This is a genomic window from Kitasatospora sp. NPDC088742, assembly GCF_055584905.1.
Genome location: NZ_JBVJLD010000002.1, coordinates 211,507 through 228,837, shown reverse-complemented (window position 1 = coordinate 228,837; position 17,331 = coordinate 211,507). Strand labels below are relative to the sequence as shown.

At 75.7% G+C, this 17,331-nt stretch carries 18 protein-coding genes; 15 read left to right on the top strand and 3 right to left on the bottom strand.

Annotated elements, in window-relative coordinates; translation table 11 throughout:
* The first annotated feature begins 35 nt into the window (after positions 1–35).
* The 12 genes from ACZ6ZR_RS03175 (at position 36) to ACZ6ZR_RS03120 (ending at position 12,723) form a co-directional block, all read left to right on the top strand.
* Positions 36–464, top strand: coding sequence for a hypothetical protein (locus ACZ6ZR_RS03175; protein ID WP_465638814.1), 429 nt, complete (start codon positions 36–38; stop codon positions 462–464).
* Entirely contained in the window at positions 458–1,408 is a 951-nt protein-coding gene (locus tag ACZ6ZR_RS03170; protein ID WP_465638812.1) for a hypothetical protein, read from the top strand. The genes ACZ6ZR_RS03175 and ACZ6ZR_RS03170 overlap by 7 nt, the downstream gene beginning before the upstream one ends.
* Positions 1,409–1,481: 73 nt before the next feature.
* Positions 1,482–2,219, top strand: a complete 738-nt coding sequence (locus tag ACZ6ZR_RS03165; RefSeq protein ID WP_465638810.1) for an SAF domain-containing protein — start codon at positions 1,482–1,484, stop codon at positions 2,217–2,219.
* A 55-nt stretch (positions 2,220–2,274) separates the two neighbouring features.
* Positions 2,275–3,522 (top strand): hypothetical protein, encoded by a 1,248-nt coding sequence (locus tag ACZ6ZR_RS03160; RefSeq protein WP_465638808.1) that lies wholly within the window; start codon positions 2,275–2,277, stop codon positions 3,520–3,522.
* Positions 3,512–5,080, top strand: coding sequence for a CpaF family protein (locus ACZ6ZR_RS03155; protein ID WP_465638806.1), 1,569 nt, complete (start codon positions 3,512–3,514; stop codon positions 5,078–5,080). The genes ACZ6ZR_RS03160 and ACZ6ZR_RS03155 overlap by 11 nt, the downstream gene beginning before the upstream one ends.
* Positions 5,080–6,054, top strand: coding sequence for a type II secretion system F family protein (locus ACZ6ZR_RS03150; RefSeq protein ID WP_465638805.1), 975 nt, complete (start codon positions 5,080–5,082; stop codon positions 6,052–6,054). Before ACZ6ZR_RS03155 ends, ACZ6ZR_RS03150 begins: the two co-directional genes overlap by 1 nt.
* Positions 6,051–6,932: a type II secretion system F family protein gene (locus ACZ6ZR_RS03145; RefSeq protein ID WP_465638803.1), complete on the top strand. Its 882-nt coding sequence runs from the start codon at positions 6,051–6,053 to the stop codon at positions 6,930–6,932. Before ACZ6ZR_RS03150 ends, ACZ6ZR_RS03145 begins: the two co-directional genes overlap by 4 nt.
* 31 nt (positions 6,933–6,963) lie before the next feature.
* On the top strand, positions 6,964–7,215 hold the full coding sequence (locus tag ACZ6ZR_RS03140) for a hypothetical protein (RefSeq protein WP_465638801.1): 252 nt from the start codon (positions 6,964–6,966) through the stop codon (positions 7,213–7,215).
* A gap of 53 nt (positions 7,216–7,268) precedes the next feature.
* Entirely contained in the window at positions 7,269–7,634 is a 366-nt protein-coding gene (locus tag ACZ6ZR_RS03135) for a TadE family protein (protein WP_465638799.1), read from the top strand.
* Complete coding sequence (locus tag ACZ6ZR_RS03130) at positions 7,631–8,098, top strand: TadE/TadG family type IV pilus assembly protein (protein ID WP_465638797.1); 468 nt, start codon at positions 7,631–7,633, stop codon at positions 8,096–8,098. Before ACZ6ZR_RS03135 ends, ACZ6ZR_RS03130 begins: the two co-directional genes overlap by 4 nt.
* Before the next feature lie 13 nt (positions 8,099–8,111).
* Positions 8,112–8,558, top strand: a complete 447-nt coding sequence (locus ACZ6ZR_RS03125) for a hypothetical protein (RefSeq protein ID WP_465638795.1) — start codon at positions 8,112–8,114, stop codon at positions 8,556–8,558.
* 97 nt (positions 8,559–8,655) lie between these two features.
* Complete coding sequence (locus ACZ6ZR_RS03120; RefSeq protein WP_465638793.1) at positions 8,656–12,723, top strand: LysM peptidoglycan-binding domain-containing protein; 4,068 nt, start codon at positions 8,656–8,658, stop codon at positions 12,721–12,723.
* Between the two features lie 81 nt (positions 12,724–12,804).
* Here the strand turns inward: ACZ6ZR_RS03120 and ACZ6ZR_RS03115 are convergent, their stop codons facing one another.
* From ACZ6ZR_RS03115 to ACZ6ZR_RS03105, 3 genes are all read right to left on the bottom strand, one after another.
* On the bottom strand, positions 12,805–13,008 hold the full coding sequence (locus ACZ6ZR_RS03115; RefSeq protein WP_465638792.1) for a hypothetical protein: 204 nt from the start codon (positions 13,006–13,008) through the stop codon (positions 12,805–12,807).
* 161 nt (positions 13,009–13,169) lie between these two features.
* Positions 13,170–13,625: a MarR family transcriptional regulator gene (locus ACZ6ZR_RS03110; RefSeq protein WP_465638790.1), complete on the bottom strand. Its 456-nt coding sequence runs from the start codon at positions 13,623–13,625 to the stop codon at positions 13,170–13,172.
* Complete coding sequence (locus ACZ6ZR_RS03105) at positions 13,622–14,110, bottom strand: MarR family winged helix-turn-helix transcriptional regulator (protein ID WP_465638788.1); 489 nt, start codon at positions 14,108–14,110, stop codon at positions 13,622–13,624. Before ACZ6ZR_RS03105 ends, ACZ6ZR_RS03110 begins: the two co-directional genes overlap by 4 nt.
* A gap of 97 nt (positions 14,111–14,207) precedes the next feature.
* On the opposite strand from ACZ6ZR_RS03105, the gene ACZ6ZR_RS03100 reads away from it, so the two are divergent.
* From ACZ6ZR_RS03100 to ACZ6ZR_RS03090, 3 genes are all read left to right on the top strand, one after another.
* Positions 14,208–14,732 (top strand): GNAT family N-acetyltransferase, encoded by a 525-nt coding sequence (locus ACZ6ZR_RS03100; protein WP_465638787.1) that lies wholly within the window; start codon positions 14,208–14,210, stop codon positions 14,730–14,732.
* The gene (locus ACZ6ZR_RS03095; protein WP_465638785.1) at positions 14,732–15,523 is read left to right on the top strand and encodes an MBL fold metallo-hydrolase; all 792 of its coding nucleotides are present in this window, start codon (positions 14,732–14,734) and stop codon (positions 15,521–15,523) included. Before ACZ6ZR_RS03100 ends, ACZ6ZR_RS03095 begins: the two co-directional genes overlap by 1 nt.
* Before the next feature lie 207 nt (positions 15,524–15,730).
* The gene (locus tag ACZ6ZR_RS03090; protein WP_465638784.1) at positions 15,731–17,329 is read left to right on the top strand and encodes a hypothetical protein; all 1,599 of its coding nucleotides are present in this window, start codon (positions 15,731–15,733) and stop codon (positions 17,327–17,329) included.
* Positions 17,330–17,331: the final 2 nt, after the last annotated feature.

Sequence of the window (17,331 nt, the reverse complement as noted above, 5' to 3'; positions counted from 1 at the left end):
CGGCAACCGCCACCTTGGGGGCCTCCGCCAAACCGATGACCGGTCTCGAAGGGGCCACCGCCACCGTGGTGTTGGCGGCATACCGGACGTGGTGGGACACCAGGACGGCGGCTTTCGGACAACCGGAGGCGGACGTTCTGCCGCTCAGGCTCTACTCGAGCGGACAGGCGCTCAGCGACACGATGGTCACCCTCACCGAGCTCTCCGAGGCGAAGAAGGTGATGGTCGGGGCGCCGCGCAACTCGCCGCTGGTGACGGCGGTGGACCTCGACGGCAAGCCCCCGTCCGCCACCGTCGAGGACTGCATCGACGTCACGGACTGGCACCAGGCCGACGCGAGGACCAGGGCGACCGCGGAGCCGAAGAACCGCCTCACCCGCTACACCGCGAAGGTCACCCTGCGCAAGACCGAATCCCGTTGGCAGATCGTCGAATTCATCCGCGAGGTGGGCCGAACATGCTGAACGGCGTACGACGGAGCACCCTCCGAGCCCTGCTGGTGGCCGGCCTGGTCACCACCCTGTCCAGCCCGGCGGTCGCCGACGAGCCCGGCGGCACGGTCAACCCCTGCGAGGTGCGCGACATCTGCATCGTCGTCACCGAGCCCGGCGGTGGCGGCAGCAGCCCCGGCCCCGGCACCCCCTCGGGCGGTACCGGCGCCGACGGGGTGCCGCTCTGCACCTGGAACGGCGTCGAACGGCCCTGCTGGGACCCGAAGCTGGGCTGGTTCAGCCAGGCGAACGGCTGCTACTACCAGCCCGCCAACCCGCAGCCCGCGGTCACCGAGGCGGTCTGGGGCGGGAGGACGCCGGCCGACGGCAAGATCTACGACGTGGTCTGCCGCGACAAGGACGGCAACCTCTCGGTCTGGCCGCAGCAGTTCTTCCCGCAGCCGCCGATCCCGATGCCGGTCTACGACAACGTGGCCGACCTCGCGCGGCAGGCCTTCGCCAAGCTGCAGCTGCTCCCGCCGGCCATGCACACCGCGCCGGCCGGCAAGGCCGCGGTCGGGGTGCCGGTCTGGCTCTGGTACGAGCGGAGCGAGCACAGCACCGGCCCGGTCAGCGAGCAGGCCAGGGGGAACTTCCTGACCGTCACCGCCACCGCCGAGCTGGACCACGTCGAGTGGACCACGGGGGTGGAGAAGGAGGTGATCACCTGCAAGGGCCCGGGTACCCCGTACACGCCCGGCTCGGGCGCGGTCACCTCACCGGACTGCCAGTACGTCTACGCCAACAGCTCGGCCGCGCAGCCCGACGGCAAGTACTTCGTCTCGGCCACCTCGGTCTGGAAGATCACGGCCATCCGCGAGGACACCAAACAGCGGATCAGGCCCGACTTCCTCTTCCGGGTGCCGGCCGGCGCCCCGATGCCGGTCGAGGTGGCCGAGGTCCAGCTGCTCAACTGACGCGGCCTCACCTCCCCCCGCGCGCCGGTCCCCAGGACCGTTTCCCGACCCCCGTACGAAAGGCCGAAGCCCGGTGGAGCAACGAACCTTCCCCACGCCGAGCCCCGGCACCACCGTCCCCGCGGCCGAGCCGGCCCGGGTGGCCCCGCACGTGCCGCCGCGCACCCTGCGGGCGAGACGGCGGCGCCCGACGGTGATCGCGATGGCGGTCGCCATGGTGGCGGCGGGTGGTCTGGGCGGGGCGGTGCTCTACAACTCCACCGGGCAGCGGATAGCCGTGCTCGCGCTGGCCCGGGACGTGCCCGCCGGGCAGGCCATCGCGCCCGAGGACCTGGTGGTGGCCCGGATCGCCTCCGACCCGGCGCTGAAGCCGTTGGACGCCGCCGACCGCTCCCGCACCGTCGGGCTGCGGGCCTCCCGTGACCTCCGGCGCGGCGGGCTGCTGCTCAGGGCCGACGTCACCGGCGAGTCGCTGGTCGACCCCGGCCAGACGGTGGTCGGCGTGGCGGTCAAGCGCACCCAGCTGCCGAGCACCCGCCTCAACCCGGGCACCCGGATCCTGGTGGTCTCCACCCCGGACAACGGCGCGAACGGGACCGTCCGCACCCCCGAGACCATCCCCGTCAAGGTGGTCGCGGTCGGCAAGGTGGACACCGACGGCAGCCAGGTCGTCGACGTGGCGCTGCCGCTGGCCGACGGCCCCAAGCTGGCGGCCTGGGTGGCGGGCGGTCGCCTCCAGATCATCCTGGCCCCGCGCGACGCGGCGGCCCCGGCCGCTCCGACGCCGTCCCCGAGCGGGAGCGCGGGCTGATGGACCGTCACCCCAGGACGACCCGCTCACCCCGTGCCGGCGGGGAGGTGGTCCCGTGGCCGTGATCGCGTTGGTCGGCGGGCCCGGGGCCCCCGGCGTCACCACCGGAGCGCTGGCCCTGCTGCTCTCCTGGCCGCTGCACCCGGGGCGCCGGGTGCTGCTGGTGGAGTGCGACCCGGACGGCGGCGCGGTGCTGGCCGGTGCGCTGGAGGGCCGGGTGGAGGCGGTCTACGGGCTGCGCAACCTCGCCGTCGCGGACCGCCGCGGCCTGCTCGCCCAGTCCCTCTGGGAGCAGCTGGTGGACATCTCGCCGGACGGCACCGGGGAGCGCCTGCTGCTGCCCGGCCTGACCGACCCGGCCCAGGCGTCCGGCCTGGCGTACACCTGGGAGCCGTTGGTGGAGGCGCTGCACGCGCTCGAACCCCAGGGCTACGACGTGCTGCTGGACCTCGGCCGGTCCGGCGCGTACGGACCGGGCGCGGTGCTGGCCCGGCGGGCCGACGCGGTGGTGGTGACGGTGCGCAGCACGCTGCGCGGCCTGAGCGCCGCCCGGCCCCGGCTGGCCGCGCTGCGCGAGGACCTGGCGCAGTCGGGCAGCGGCCCGGACGCGCTGGGCGTGCTGCTGGTGGCCGAGGGCCCGTACCCGGCGGCGGAGATCGCCCGGGAGTTCGGCGTGCCGGTGCTCGGGGTGCTCCCGCACGCGCCGCGCACCGCCCGGCTGCTCTCGGACGGCGGGGACACCGGGGACCGCCGGTTCGTCCGCTCCGAGCTGATGCGCACCGCCCGTTCGGCGGCCGACCAGATCCAACTGCTCGTCAGACGCCGTCGGCAGCGCCTCGCCCCGGCCGCCGTGCCGGACACCGTCGTGCCGCAGCACCCGGTGCCGGTGACGCCGTCCCCCGACCAGGAGTCGCACCCCTTGGCCTACCAGCAGCACGGCGTCCAGCCACCCCCGTCGCAGGCGTACCCGCAACAGCAGCCGTACCCGCAACAGCAGGCGTACCCCCAGCCCCAGCCGTACCCCCAGCACGCCTACCCGCAGCAGCCCCAGCAGCCGGAGCAGCAGGGCTACACGCTCGGCCCGCTCAACCCCCGCCAGCAGCAGCCCCCGCCGGGGGCCTACCGCCAGGCCGCGTTCGCCGAGCCGGGCCGCCCGCCGGCCCACCCCTCGGCGGCGGCCGACGGCCGGCCCGGCCCCGTGGTGCCCGCGCCGCCGGTGCCGCAGCCCGCCGCGCCGGAGCCGTTCCCCGCCCCGGCCGAGGCCGATCCGCCGACCTACGGGCAGGTGCTCCGTGCGCGGTAGCCCGCTCCACGACCCGCTGCAGAAGCCCACGGCCGACCCGGCCGGGCTGCCCTGGACGCCGGCCCAGCCGGTGATACCGCATGCGGCGCCGGTCGGACAGTTCACCGCCGGCCCGGTCAACTCCGGTGCCGGGCAGGCCACTTCGGTGCCCGCCATCGAGCCGGTCGGGGTCCGCCCGGCGGTCGACCAGCAGGTCGCCCGGGAGCTCAAGCGCCAGGTCGCGGCCGAGCTGCACGAGCAGCTCACCCGGCTGGCCGACCTCTCCGGCGCGGAGGCCGACCGGGCCACCCGCCGCCAGCGCGGCCGCGCGCTGATCGACGAGGCGGTGGCCCGCTGGTCCGACGCCTACGCCCAGACCCATGGCATCCCGCCGACCAGGGAGCAGGACCGGACGCTGGCCGAGGCCGTCTACGACCTGCTGTTCCGGGCCGGGCGGCTCCAGCCCTACCTGGACGACCCGGACATCGAGAACATCCTGATCAACGGCTGCGACGACGTGTGGATCTCCAAGGTCCACCAACCGCTGCGCCAGGTACCGCCGGTGGCCGACAACGACGCCGAGCTGATCGAGCTGCTCCAGGACCTGGCCCGCCAGCACGGCGGCGGCGAGCGCACCCTCTCCACCGCCAGCCCGATGCTGGCGCTGCGGCTGGAGGGCGGCATGCGTCTGCAGGCCATGACCGAGGTGACGCCCCGTCCGTACGTGGCGATCCGCCGCCACCGGGTGGCCTCGGCCACCCTGGCCGACCTGGTCCAGCTCGGCACCGTGGACCACACCCTGGCCGCCTTCCTGGCCTCGGCGATCCGGGCCCGGAAGAACGTGATGATCACCGGCACCCAGGGCGTCGGCAAGACCAGCCTGCTGCGCGCGATGGCGGCCGAGATCCCGCCGGACGAGCGGGTCGGCACCCTGGAGTCGGAGTTCGAGCTCTGGCTGCACACCCTGGGCCACCTGCGCCAGGTGGTGCCGATGGAGGCCCGCGAGGGCAACGGCGAGCGGGTGGACGGCAAGGTGGCCGGCGAGCTGACGATCGGTGAGCTGATCCCGGCCGCGCTGCGGATGACGCTCTCCCGGATCATCGTCGGCGAGGTCCGCTCCGGCGAGGTGGTGCCGATGCTGCGGGTGATGACCAACGGCGAGGGCGGCTCGATGTGCACCCTGCACGCCCGCGGCCCGCAGATGGTGGTGGACCGGATCGCCGAGCTCTGCCTGGAGTACGGCTCCCACATGACCGACACCCTGGCCTACCGGCTGACCGCGAACGCGGTGGACCTCATCGTGCACGTGTCGATGGTGGACGAGACCGCGCTCGGCGGCCGCCGGCACCGCTTCGTCTCGCACGTGATGGAGGTGACCGGGATCGGCGAGAGCGGCCGCCCGGCGCTGAACACCGTCTTCGGCCCGCGCCCCGACCTCGGGGAGCCCAGGGCCGTGCCGCAGACCCCGCCGAACTGCCTGGACGACCTGCGCCGGGCCGGGTTCGATGCGGGCCTGCTGCAGTCCGCGTACGGCAGTTGGGGCGCCCCGCTCAACCTGCGGATCGGGGGCGGTCGCTGATGCTGCTCTTCGTGCTCTGCGGGCTGCTGGTGGTCGGCGGCCTGGTGCTGCTGGTGGTCGGGCTGCGCGGCACCGACCAGCCGGAGGAGGGCGCCGCCCCGCCGGCCCCGAGCCGCCTCTCCGACCAAACGCGGCGTCAACTCCCGTTCCAGGTCCTGGCGTTCGTCGGCGGTGCGGTGCTGGTGCTGCTCTCCGGCCGCCCGCCGGTGGTGATCCTGCTGGTCGCCCTGACCGCCTTTGGCCTGCCCTGGCTGTACGGCGCCACCAAGGCGGACATGCACCGGATCGAGAAGCTGGAGGCACTGGCCGAGTGGACCCAGCGGCTGGGCGACGTGCTGCTGCTCGGCGTCGGCCTCAACCAGGCGATCGTGACCAGCCGCCGCACCGCGCCGCCCGCGCTGGAGGCCGAGATCGCCGAGCTGAGCGCCCGGCTGCAGTCCCGCTGGCGGCCGGAGGAGGCGCTGCGGGCCTTCGGCGACCGGATCGCCGACGCCACCGCCGACAAGGTGCTGGCCGCACTGGTGCTGCGCGCCGGGGACAGTGGCCCCGGGCTGGCCCGCACCCTCGGCGACCTGGCCGGGTCGGTCCGCGAGGAGGTCCGCCAGCGGCGGGTCATCGAGGCGGACCGGGCCAAGCACCGCACCACCATCCGCTGGCTGCTGGTGATCATCCTCGGGGTGCTGCTGATCGGGCTGCTGAACGACCGTTACGTCCGCCCCTACGGGACCTTCGCGGGGCAGGTGGTGCTGGCGGTGGTGCTGGTGCTCTTCGTGCTGGTGATCGCCTGGATGAAGAAGCTGGCCACCCAGCCCCAGCTGCCCCGGCTGCTGGAGCCGGACCGGCGGAGCAGGACCGGCGCCGTCCGGCCGCCCGCCCCGGAGGGGTCGGACGGGGCGTCCGCGACCGCCGGTGCGCAGCCCGCCACCGCCCCCGCGTCCACCGTCCCCGCACTGTTCCGGAAGGAGGGCCCGTGATCTCCGTCTGGTCCGTCCTGGCCGGGTCCGCCGTACTCGGCGGAATCGCCCTGCTCGCAGCCGAACTCAGGCCGGCCCCACCGGACTTGACCCAGGCCCTGGACCGTCTGCACCGGGCCCCGGTGGAGACCCAGGAGCTCGGCGGCCGGGCCGCCTGGGCCGACCGGATCGGTGCCCGCTCGATCCGGCTGGCCGGGGCCCGCATCCCGCACCAGCAGCTCGCCCTGATCGGCCGCACCCCGGCCCGCTTCATGGCCCACAAGCTGCTGTTCGCCCTGATCGGCCTGATGGCCCCCGCCTACCTGGTGCTGCTCACTGCCCTGATGGACGTCCAACTGCCGCTGTTGGTTCCCCTGTTGGCCGGCCCCGCGCTGGCCCTGCTGGGCTGGCTGGTGCCGGACGCCATCGTCAAGGGCGAGGCCAAGGAGGCCCGCACCGAGTACCTCAACGGGATCGCCGCCTACCTCGAACTGGTCGCCCTGGAGCGGGCCGCCGACCTCGGCCCGGCCGAGGCGCTGCGGCGGGCCGCCGTGGTCGGCCGCTCCACCGTGCTGCGCCGGATCAGGGACGCCCTGGACCGCGCCACCACCGACCGGCTCCCACCCTGGGAGGGCCTCGACGCCCTCGCCACCGAACTCGGCCTGACGCCCCTTCAGGACGTCGCCGACATCATGCGGCTGTCCGGCACCGACGGGGCGGCCGTGTACGACACCCTCCGTGCCCGGGCGAAGAGCCTCCGAGACGAACTGCTCGCGGAGGACCTGGCCCGGGCCAACACCGACAGCGAGCGGATGGTGGCGCCCGGAGCGGCGCTCACCCTGCTCATGACGGTGCTGATCGCGTTCCCCGCGCTGTACCAGATGCTCAACGTCCTCTAGTCCTCCGACCGTAGACCCTGGAGACCACACCATGGCCGTACTGCGCTCGTTCCTCACCGCACTCTTCCTTCCCGTGCAACTCTGCATGTTCGTCTTCCACTACCGGATGGGCCGCCTCCGCGCCGCCCGGGCGGCCGGCGACCGCGGCGCCATCAGCATCGAGCTCGCCCTCGCCGTGGTGGTGCTGGTCGGCATCGCCGGCGCCGTCGTGGTGGCGGTCGGCAGCCTGGGCACCAAGGTCAAGAACCGCATCCCGGCCGACCAGGTGGTCCCCTCGCCGTGATCCGCCGCCCGCCGTCCGCCCGGACCGGAGCCCGCCGGTGGGACCGGGGCGCGATGACCATCAGTCTCGCCCTGGTCTTCCCGGTGGCCCTGTTCCTGGTCTTCCTCGTGGTGCAGGCCGCCCTGTACTGGTACGCGGGCCAGGTCGCGCTCACGGCTGCCCGCGAGGGCGCCGAGACCGGCCGGGCCCGGGGCGCCGCCTCCGACGCGGGCGAACGGCAGGCAGGGGACTTCCTCACCCGGGTGGGCGACCTCGCCGAGCGGGTCGAGGTCAGGAGCGACCCGAGCGATCCGGCCACCTACCGGATCACCGTCACCGTCCGGCCGCTGGCCGTGGTGCCGGGGTTCGACCGCTTCCTGATCTCCCGCAAGGTCAGCGCCCCCCGGGAGAAGTTCGTCCCGCAGGGCGGGCGGCCGTGAGGCGCCCGCCCGCCCTGCGCGGGCCGCTCCGCTGCCGTCGTGCGGGCCCGGACCGTGGCAGCTTCGCGGTGGAACTGGCGATCCTGGCCCCCGCGTTGGTGTTCTTCGTGCTGATCGCCATCGCGGCCGGGCGTATTCAGACCACCGGCGGGGTAGTGGACGCAGCAGCCCGTTCCGGTGCGCGCGCGGCCTCCCTGGCCCGTTCCCCGGAAGGGGCGCAGCAGGCCGCGCACGACGCGGTGGCCGAGGCGCTGGCCGGGCAGGGGGTGCTGTGCGAGGGGGCGGAGAGCCCGCCGGTCGAGTACGGCACGCTGCCCACGCCGGAGGGCCCGCTCACCACGGTGACGGTGCGGGTCAGCTGCAAGGTCCGCCTGGCGGACCTGCTGGCGGGGCTGCCCGCCGGCACCAAGACGATGACCGGCACCTTCACCTCGGTGCTGGACCGTTACCGGGCAACCGGCTGAGAGGGGAGGGGAGTTGGGACCGAGATGGCTCCGTCGGCGGGCGGACGGGGGCTCGATCGCCCTCTTCGTGGCGATCTGCGCGGCGGCGATGGTGATCCTGGTCGGCATGGTGCTGGAGGCGGGCGGCCGGCTGCGGGCGATCGAGAACGCCGACGCCCGGGCCCAGGAGGCCGCCCGCGCGGTGGGCCAACAGCTGGACCAGGCCGCTCTGTTGAGCGGCCGGGGCTACGTGTTGAAGAAGGACCTGGACGAGGCGCGCGGCGTGGCCACCGCCTACCTGGAGCCGTACGGGCTGAAACCCGCGGAGATCACCTTCCGGGGGGACCGGACCGTGGTGGTGGAGATCCGGACCACCTACCGGACCACCCTGCTCGGCGCGATGCGGGTGGAGGAGTTGACCGTGCGCGGCCTCGGTACGGCCGGGCTGGTGCACGGAGTCAGGCAAGCGGAGAACCCGTGAGGGGCGGGGCTCCGGCCCGGGCTGACGCCCGGTCAGGCGGGCGCCGTGGCGGCAGGGCCGCTGCGGCGCGGGGTGTGAGGGAAGCGGGGACGGGCTGATGGCGGCGCGAGGGACCAAGGGACAGGACCGGCGGGCCGGTACGGGCTCGCGGGTCGAGCCGGGCCCGGGCGTGCCGGCCGCACGGCGGCCGGTGCCGCTGCGACCCCGGCGACGGCGGCGGACCGCCGGCTCGGTGTTCGGCGCGCTCGGCGCGCTGGTGCTGCTGGCCGTGCTGCTGGCCGGAGTGCCACTGCTGCTCGGCTACGGCACCCTGGCGGTGGCCGGGATGGGCGGCCAGAGCACCACCGGGCTGAGCGACCTGCTCACCAGCCCCGACGACGGCCGGATCTTCCTCTGGGTGCTGGTCGCGGTCGGCTGGATCGGCTGGCTCTGCTTCGCGCTCTCGGTGCTGCTGGAGATCCCGGCCCAGCTGCGCGGCCGGGTGGCCCGCCGGCTGCCCGCCTTCGGCTGGAGCCAGCGGCTGGCAGCCGGCCTGGTCGGCTCGGTGATCGCCCTGCTGCCGGTGGCCGGCTCCGCCTTCGCGGCCGTCCCGGAGCTCGGGCCCGCCGCGGCCCCGGCCCAGGTGACCGCCTCCGCCCGGTACGCGGCGCTGCCCGCCGCCCCGGTGGCCCCGGCGCTGACCCCCGCCGCCGACCAGCACCCCACCTACACCGTGCGCGACACCAGCCCGGCCGACAGCCTCTGGTCGATCGCCCAGAGCCAGCTCGGCTCCGGCGAGCGCTGGACCGAGATCGCCCAGCTGAACGACGGTCAGGTGATGGACGAGGACGGCCGCCACTTCGACGCCGACCGGGCCATCCACCCCGGCTGGAAGCTCAAGCTGCCCGCCGACGCCAAGCCGCAGGCCCAGACCCCGGCCCAGGCCCCCGCCGCGCAGGCGCCGACCGCGCAGACCCCGGCCTCGCTGACCTCCGGCCACACCTCGGTCACCGTCAAGGCCGGGGACAGCCTCTCGGCCATCGCCGAGCGGGAGTTGGGCGACGCCGAGGGCTGGCCGAAGCTCTTCGAGGCCAACAAGGGCGTGACCGCCCCCGACGGTTCCCGGCTGACCGACCCGGACGTGGTGGTGCCGGGCATGGTGCTCGCCCTCCCCGGCGCCCCGGCGGCCCCCGCCCCGGCGCCCGCCCCCGTCCCCGTGCCGGCCCCGGCGCCCGAGACCGGGCCCGCCGCCCAGACCCCCGCGCCGCAGGCCCCGTCTCCTGCCACGCCCGCCACACCGACCCCGTCTGCCCCGGCCTCCCAGGGCGCGCCCGTCCAGGGCCCGACCGTGCCCGCCCAGCACCCGACTGCCCAGCACCCGGCCGCCGCGAAGGCCACCGCGCCCAGCGACGACTACACGGTGGCGCTCGCCGCCTCCGCCGTCGGCGTGGTGCTGGCCGCCGTCCTGGTCGGCACCGTGGCCCGCCGCCGCGGCGACCAGCAGCGCACCCGCCGCCCCCGGCACCGGATCGCCCTGCCCGCCCCGGCCGCGCTCGCCTTCGAGTCCGAGCTGAAGGCCCGTCAGGACGACGGTGGCCTGGCCCTGCTGGACCGCGCGCTGCGCACCATGGGCCGCAACACCGTGCGCGGCGGCAAGCGGCTGCCCGCACTGGTCGCGGCCCGGGTCACCTCCGGCCGCACCGTCGAGCTCCACCTGGCCGCCCCGGCCGCGCCGATCGCCCCGTTCCGGGCCGCGCACGCGCCGAACGTCTGGTGGTGCCCGGAGGACTCCAACGAGCTGCTCTCGGTCTCCCAGGCCCGCAAGCACGCCGCCCCCTACCCGGCGCTGGTCACCCTCGGCAGCGGGCCGGACGGCGCGGTGGTGCTGGCCGACCTGGAGACCGTCCGGCTGATGCACCTCTCCGGCCACCCGGACGACGCCCGGGACGTGCTGCGCACCCTGGCGGTGGAGCTGGCCCACAGCCCGCTCGCCGACCGGGTCAACCTCCACCTGGTCGGCCTGGCCGAGGACCTGCCGCTGGCCGGTGCCGCCGCCGAGCGGGTGCACCGCCACGACAGCCTGGAGGCCGCGCTCGCCGCGCTCGGCCCGCGTACCGCGCGTGCTCGCGCCACCCTGGTCGCCGCCGAGGTGAGCAGCCCCCGGGACGCCCGCAGCCGGGGCCAGGAGGACGAAGCCTGGGTGCCCGAGATCGTGCTCTCGGCCCAGCCGCCGAGCGGCAACCTGCCCGCCGAGCTCGGCCGCCTGCTGGACGGCACCCCGCGCACCTGCCTGGCCGTGGTCACCCGCGCGCCCGAGCGCGGCACCGGCCCGGTGGCCCGCTGGACCCTGCCCAGTACCGGCCCGGCCACCATCCCCGGCCTGCACCTGACGGTGGAGCTCCAGCGGCTGGCCCCCGAGCAGTACGGCCACGTCGGCGACCTGCTCCGCAGCTCCGCCGACACCAGCCAACTCCCGGCCCCCGACTGGACCTTCGACGGCGAGGAGCTGGAGCCCGCCGAGCTCCCGGTGCCGGTGCTGGCCGCCGTGGGCGCGTCCTCCGGCGCGGGCTCGCCCGGCCTGGGCGGTCTCGCCGGCCTCGGTGATCCGGGTGCGGAGCCGGCCTTCCTCGGCTCCAACCCCTTCGACCGGCCCGCGTCCTCCGCCCCGGCGCTGGACGGCCCGGCCTTCGCGGCCGTCGCCTCCACCTCCCCGGGCGGCCCCGGGGACGCGGCCGGGCCGGACCTGATCGCCCGTCTGATCGGCACCGGCAGCAGCCCGTTCGCGGGCACCAGCCCGGCGGCCACGCCCCGGCACACCCTCAACGCGGCGGGCCTGACGCTGCGCAAGAACGGCGCCGTCGTCCCGGTCGCCACCTCGGCGAGCGCGGTCCCGTCGCTCCCCGCCCTCCCGGTGGCCCCGGTCGCCCCGGTGCCGGCCGTGCCGCCGGTGCCTGCCTCCACCCCGGAACCGCCGTCCGCCGCCGACCCCTTCACCGCTCCGCTCGCCGACCCGCGCACGGACCCGTTCTCCGCCCCGGACCCGTTCGCGGCGCCGCAGCCGCCCGCAGCCGTCCTGCCGGAGCGGACCGAACCCGAAGCCGAGCCGGAGAGCGACACCGAACCGCTGCCCCGGGTGGCCGACGAGCCGCTCACCGGGGAGTACCCGCTGGCCGCCCCCAACCCGCCCGCCGCCTTCGAGCCGCCGTCAACTCCTGCCCAGCTCACGGTGGTTCCGCCCGTCCCGGCCTACGAGCCGCCGCCGACCCACGAGGCCGCCGCCCCGGTGGCCGAGCACGCCCCGGCCCGGCCCACCCCGCCCCCGGCCACCTACGCACCCCAGGCCCCGGCCTCCTCCCCGGCCCCGTCGCTGCGCAGCGACAGCGACGACCTGCTGGCCATCCTCCGCTCGCCGGAGGCGCACAGCGTCCGGACCGCCCCCCGGATCCGGCTGCTCGGACCGCCGGACCTGCTCGGCGCGCCCGGCCCGGTGAACCCCGAGGGCCGGCCCATGCTGACCGAGCTGGCCGCCCTGCTGGCCCTGCGGCCGGGTGCGGACCTCTCCGCCCTGGACCACGCCCTGCACCCGGGCGCGGCCCACCTGGACCCGCACCCGACCACCGAGCAGCCCACCCCGCTCCCCGCCCGGCTGGCCGAACTCGCCTCCTGGCTGGGCGAGTCGGCGGAGGGCCGGGCCTTCCTGCCGCTGGAGGCCGGGGACGGCTTCGCCCTCGCTCCGACGGTCAGCTGCGACTGGGACGAGTTCCGCAGCCTGTACCGGCGCGGCATGCGCAGCACCAGCTCCACCGCCGACGCCGCCCTGGCCCACGCCCTCGCCCTGGTCCGCGGCGCCCCGTTCGCCGAGGCCTCGGGCAACAGCTACGGCTGGGCCGAGCCCGAGCGCCAGGACATGCTGGCCGCGATCGTGGACACCGCCCACGAACTCGCCGCCCGCAGGCTCCAGTACGGCGACCACCGCACCGCCGAGGCCGCCATCTTCCGCGGCCTGGCCGTCGCCCCCGAGGTCGAACTCCTGCACCGCGACCTCTTCTACGCTTACGCCTCGGCCGGCGCCCGCGACCAGCTCGTCCGCGCGGTCAACCGCCTGGACGCCCTTAGCCGCCGCACCGGCCGCGACCTCGACCCCGACACCGTGGCCCTGCTCCGCGACCTGCTCTCCGCCGCCTGACCCGGCACCCGTTGGCCCGACCGCCCGTTCCGGCAGCGGCTGTGCAGACCCTGTTCCGACGTCCCGATGCTCCTGTGGATGTCAGTCCAGGGTCTGCCGCCGCTGCCAGAACGGGCGGTCGGGCCAACGGCGTTCCTGCTCGTAGACGGCCCGTTGGTTGCGCCGGTAGGCGGTGCGCAGGGCCTCGGTGTTCTCCTGGTGCGTCGTCAGGGTGGTGCGGTCCCCGGCCAGGTGGGCGTGCAGGGCCCGGCCGGCCGAGGCGCCGGTGTGCAGGGCGGTGAGCACGCCCTGGGCGGAGAGCGGGTCGAAGGCGGTGGCGGCGTCGCCGACCGCCAGCCAGCCGGGACCGAGCGGGACGTCCAGCTGGGCCGAGTGGGCCGTGGTGCGGCATCCTGCGGGACGGGCGGGCGTGCGGGCGGGCGGCTCGTGCGGGCGCTGAGCCGCCGTCAGGACGACTGCCGCTCCAGCTCCGCGTTCGCCCGGGCGGCGACCAGGGTGAGCACCCGGCCGGCCGCCGCCAGGTCCTCGGCGGGGATGCCGCCCCAGACCCGGGCCGAGATCGCCCCGGACTCGGCGGCGGCGGTGTCGTAGAGCGCGCGCCCGGCCGGGGTGAGGTGCAGCAGGCCCTGCTCGGCCGGGTCCGCCGCCAGCAGTCCGGCATCGGTCAACTCGCCGATCACGGCCGTCACTTCGGAGGGCGTGGCCTTCAGTGAGCCGGTCACCTCGGCGGTGAGGTGCTCCCGGGTGACGCTGCCGCCGGCCACCACGGCCACCCGCAGGGTGACGTTCTGCTGGAAGGTGGCGCCGTGCCGCTCCAGCACGCCCTCCAGGACGGCGCGGGCGGCGTAGTGGGCGAGGGCGAGCATGCGGGCGTCGGCGGCGGGGGCGAGGGTCTCGGTCATGACTGCTCCTTCGTGACGTGCGAGGTCTGCGGTTCGAGTGGTGCGTCCAGCAGCAGGGTCAGCTCACGGGTGAACTCCCGGGCGCGCGGGCTGTTCCGGCCCCCGAGCGGCTCCAGCAGCTGCTCCAGCAGCTCCTGCACGACCCCGATCGCCCGCCCGGTCACCTCCCGCCCCGGCTCGGTGAGGGACAGCCGCATGGCCCGAGGGTCGGCCGGGTCGCGGGTGCGGGCGAGTAGCCCGGCGGCCTCCAGCGCCCGGACCAGCTTGGAGACGTACAGCGCCTCCAGCCCGGTGTGGTCGGCCAGTTGACGCTGGCTCGGCTGCCGCCCCGTGCGGTCCATCCCGTACAGCGAGGCCATCACCGAGTACTGGGCGTGCGTCAGTCCCAGTGGTGCGACCGCCCGGTCCACCGCCGTCCGCCACTTCATCGACAGGCGCCAGACCAGGAACCCGGCGGTGGCCTTCTCGTGCGCTGCTGAACTCATGATGGATAAGGTATATGGCTACTATGTCCATGGCTACTGTTTTAGGGAGGGCTAATCCGGTTGCCCCGCGCTCCGCCGGGACGGTAGAACGCCGATCATGTTGCGTGGAGAGCGGATCGGCCTGCGGGCCCGGATCGAGTCCGACGTGCAGGTGCTGCACGAGGAGCTGTACAACGACGTGGTCACCCGGTCGAAGGCGGACACCCGGCCGTGGCAGCCGACGCCCGTCGCCAACTCGGTGTTCTCGGTGGGGGAGTCCTCGGAGGGGCACGCGCCCTTCACCGTGGTCGGGCTGGAGACCGGCGAGGTGCTCGGCGAGGCCATCGTCTGGGGCATCGACCAGCACAACCGGCTCGCCCACCTCGGGCTGGCCGTGCTGCCCGCCCACCGGGGCAAGGGCTACGGCGCCGAGGCCGTCCGGGTGATGTGCCACTACGGCTTCCGGGTCCGGGGCTTCCAGCGGCTCCAGGTCGAGACGCTGGCCGACAACCACGGGATGATCGCCGCCGCCGAGCGCAACGGCTTCGTCCGCGAGGGCCTGCTGCGCCGCAACGCCTGGGTGGACGGCGGGTTCCACGACGAGCTGGTGCTCGGGCTGCTGGCCGACGAGTGGCGCCCCTGATGCCGCACCCCGCGGTGGTCCGGGCCGGCGTCGAGGTCATCCCGCTCTGCGACGCGGTCGGCCCGATGGGCCATCAGATCGCCCGCCCGCTGGACGAACTCTTCGGCGGACCGGACCACCCCGTCTGGCGGCGGGCGGACCGGGCCGCGCCCTGGACCCTGCACTTCCACAGCTACCTGCTGCGCACCCCCGGCGGCCGCACCGTCCTGGTCGACACCGGCGTCGGCGGTGCGGACTCCCCGGCCGCGAGCTGGGCCCCCGTCCCCGGCAGGCTGGCCGCCGAACTGGCCGCCGCCGGCACCCGGCCGGAGGAGGTGGACACCGTGGTCCTCACCCACCTGCACAGCGACCACGCCAGCGGCAGCCTGGCCGCCGACGGCACCACCCCGGCCTTCCCGAACGCCCGATACCTCGTCCAGCGGCGGGAGTTGGACTGGCTGCGCGCCACCGCCTCGCCGATGACGGACGCCGTGGTCGACCCGCTCCGGGCGGCCGGCTGCCTGGACGCCGTCGACGGCGCCCTGCGGCTCACCCCCGAACTGACCCTCCTCCCCACCCCGGGCCACACCCCCGGCCACCAGAGCCTGGCGGTCGGCGAGCGCCACCTCGTGGTCGCCGGCGACGTGGTGCTCCACCCCGTCCAGCTCACCGACCCCACCGCCGGCTACCTCTACGACGAGGACCAGCCCGCCGCCACCGCCACCCGGGTCCGGTTGCTGGCCGAACTCGCGGCGGCCGAGGGCCTGTTGGCCACCGCCCACTTCGCCGAGCCGTTCAGCGAGGTCCGGTGAGCACTCCGGCGCCCGGGCCCTGACGCGTCCGCCGCCTGGTCCTGGGGGCCGACGGCTCGCGATCGGGCGTTGGGTCGAGCGCCCGTTCGGCCGGGGAGTCCCTCCCTGGCTGAGCCGGGCGTGGGCACCGTAAGGTGGCGAGGACGTGGTGGCGGGCACCACGGCGTGACGTCGCACACGGGCGGCGGTTGGGGGCGGTGACCTGCGGTGGCGGACCTGACGGCGGGCGGCGGTTGGCCGGGCGGAGCGGCCACGCAGGCCGAGGCTTTCTCGACCGGCTGGACCGGCACCATGCCGGCCGTCAAGGCGACCGGACCCGCTGCTGCGGCGGCTGCTGCCGCTGCCGCCAACGCGAAGCCCGTCGCGCAGACCGTCGGCGACGGTGCCCGCGGCCGCATCCTGGTGATCGAGGGCGGCTACGGCACCGCCGGCCGCCGCTCCTGGGGCCGCGGCGCCGGCTCCCAGACCCAGGTGCTCTCCGCCATGCTGGCCGCCGTCTCCCCGCAGACCCTGCTCGCCGCCGAGTCCGTGGACGCCATCCACCTCCCCGGCGCGACCGACCCGCAGAGCGTGCTGGCCCACCTGCGGGCCGCCGCCCTGCACCCCGGCCCGCTCCTCCTCCACCTCGGCGGCCACCTGGTCACCGACCGCCGGGGCGAGCACCTGTACCTGACGCTCCGTGACTCCAAGCCCGCCACCGTCCGCCAGGACGGCCTGCCCTGGCAGGCCCTGGCCGCCGAACTCCAGCACCGCGGCGAGCTCCCCACCCTGGTGATCGCCGACCTCAGCGCCGACCAGGCCGCCTGGCCGCTGGTGCAGAGCGCCATCTCCCCGCTGGCCGACGGCATCCCGCTCTGGGCCGTGGTCAGCCCGGACCCGGAGCAGATCGGCACCTTCTCCCGCGCCCTGATCGAGGTGCTGCACCGCGGCCGCCCCGGCGGCCCGGCCCTGCTGCCGCCCGAACTCCTGCGCGAGCAGGTCCACTCGGTGGTCCGGCACGACTCGATCATCCTGCACTCGCACCCCACCGAACGGCCGTTCTTCCGCAACACCTCCCGCCAGATCGGCGAGGCCGTCCCCACCTACCAGGACCTGCCGCGCCCCGCCGCGGTCCTTCCCAAGCCGCCCACCCGCGGCCCGAAGGGCCGTCCCGCCGCCGCCCCCCGCGTGCTGCTCGCCAAGGTCCTCCCCGGCGAGGGCGTCTCCCTCCTCAAGCCGGGCGTCCCGCCGACCCCGCGCCGGGTCGGCCCCCCGGTCTCGCTGCGCAAGGGCGGACCGCTGACGGACCCTCAGCCGGCCGCCGACCGCCCGCTGGTCTCCCTCCACAAGCCGGCCGTACCCGCCGCCTCCCCCGCACCTGCCGCCCCGACGGCGGACTACCGGGAGGCGATCGGCCGGATCGTGCGCAGCGCCGAGGCGGGCGAGCACGAGACCGCCGCCGAACTGGCCCTCGACCTGGAGCGCACCACCCTCGCCCTGCACGGCCCGAACGCCCCCGAGAGCCTCCAGCTCCGCCAGGTCCGCGCCCACATCGCCCGCCTGGCCGGCCGCCCCGCCGAGGCCGCCGAGCTCTACCGCGAGGTCGCCCTGGTCCTCCTGCGCGACCGTGGCCCCGAGGACCCCGAGACCCAGCAGATCGCCACCAACGCCGAGGCCTGCTGGCGCGCCGTCGCCGACCGCGCCGAAGCGATCCGGATGGCCCCCGAGATCATCGAGCTCCGCGCCCACCTCCCGGGCCCCGAAGGCCGCAAACTCCGCGCCGCCGAACGCTACTTGAAGCAACTCGCCGCAGCAGCAGCGGGCTGACG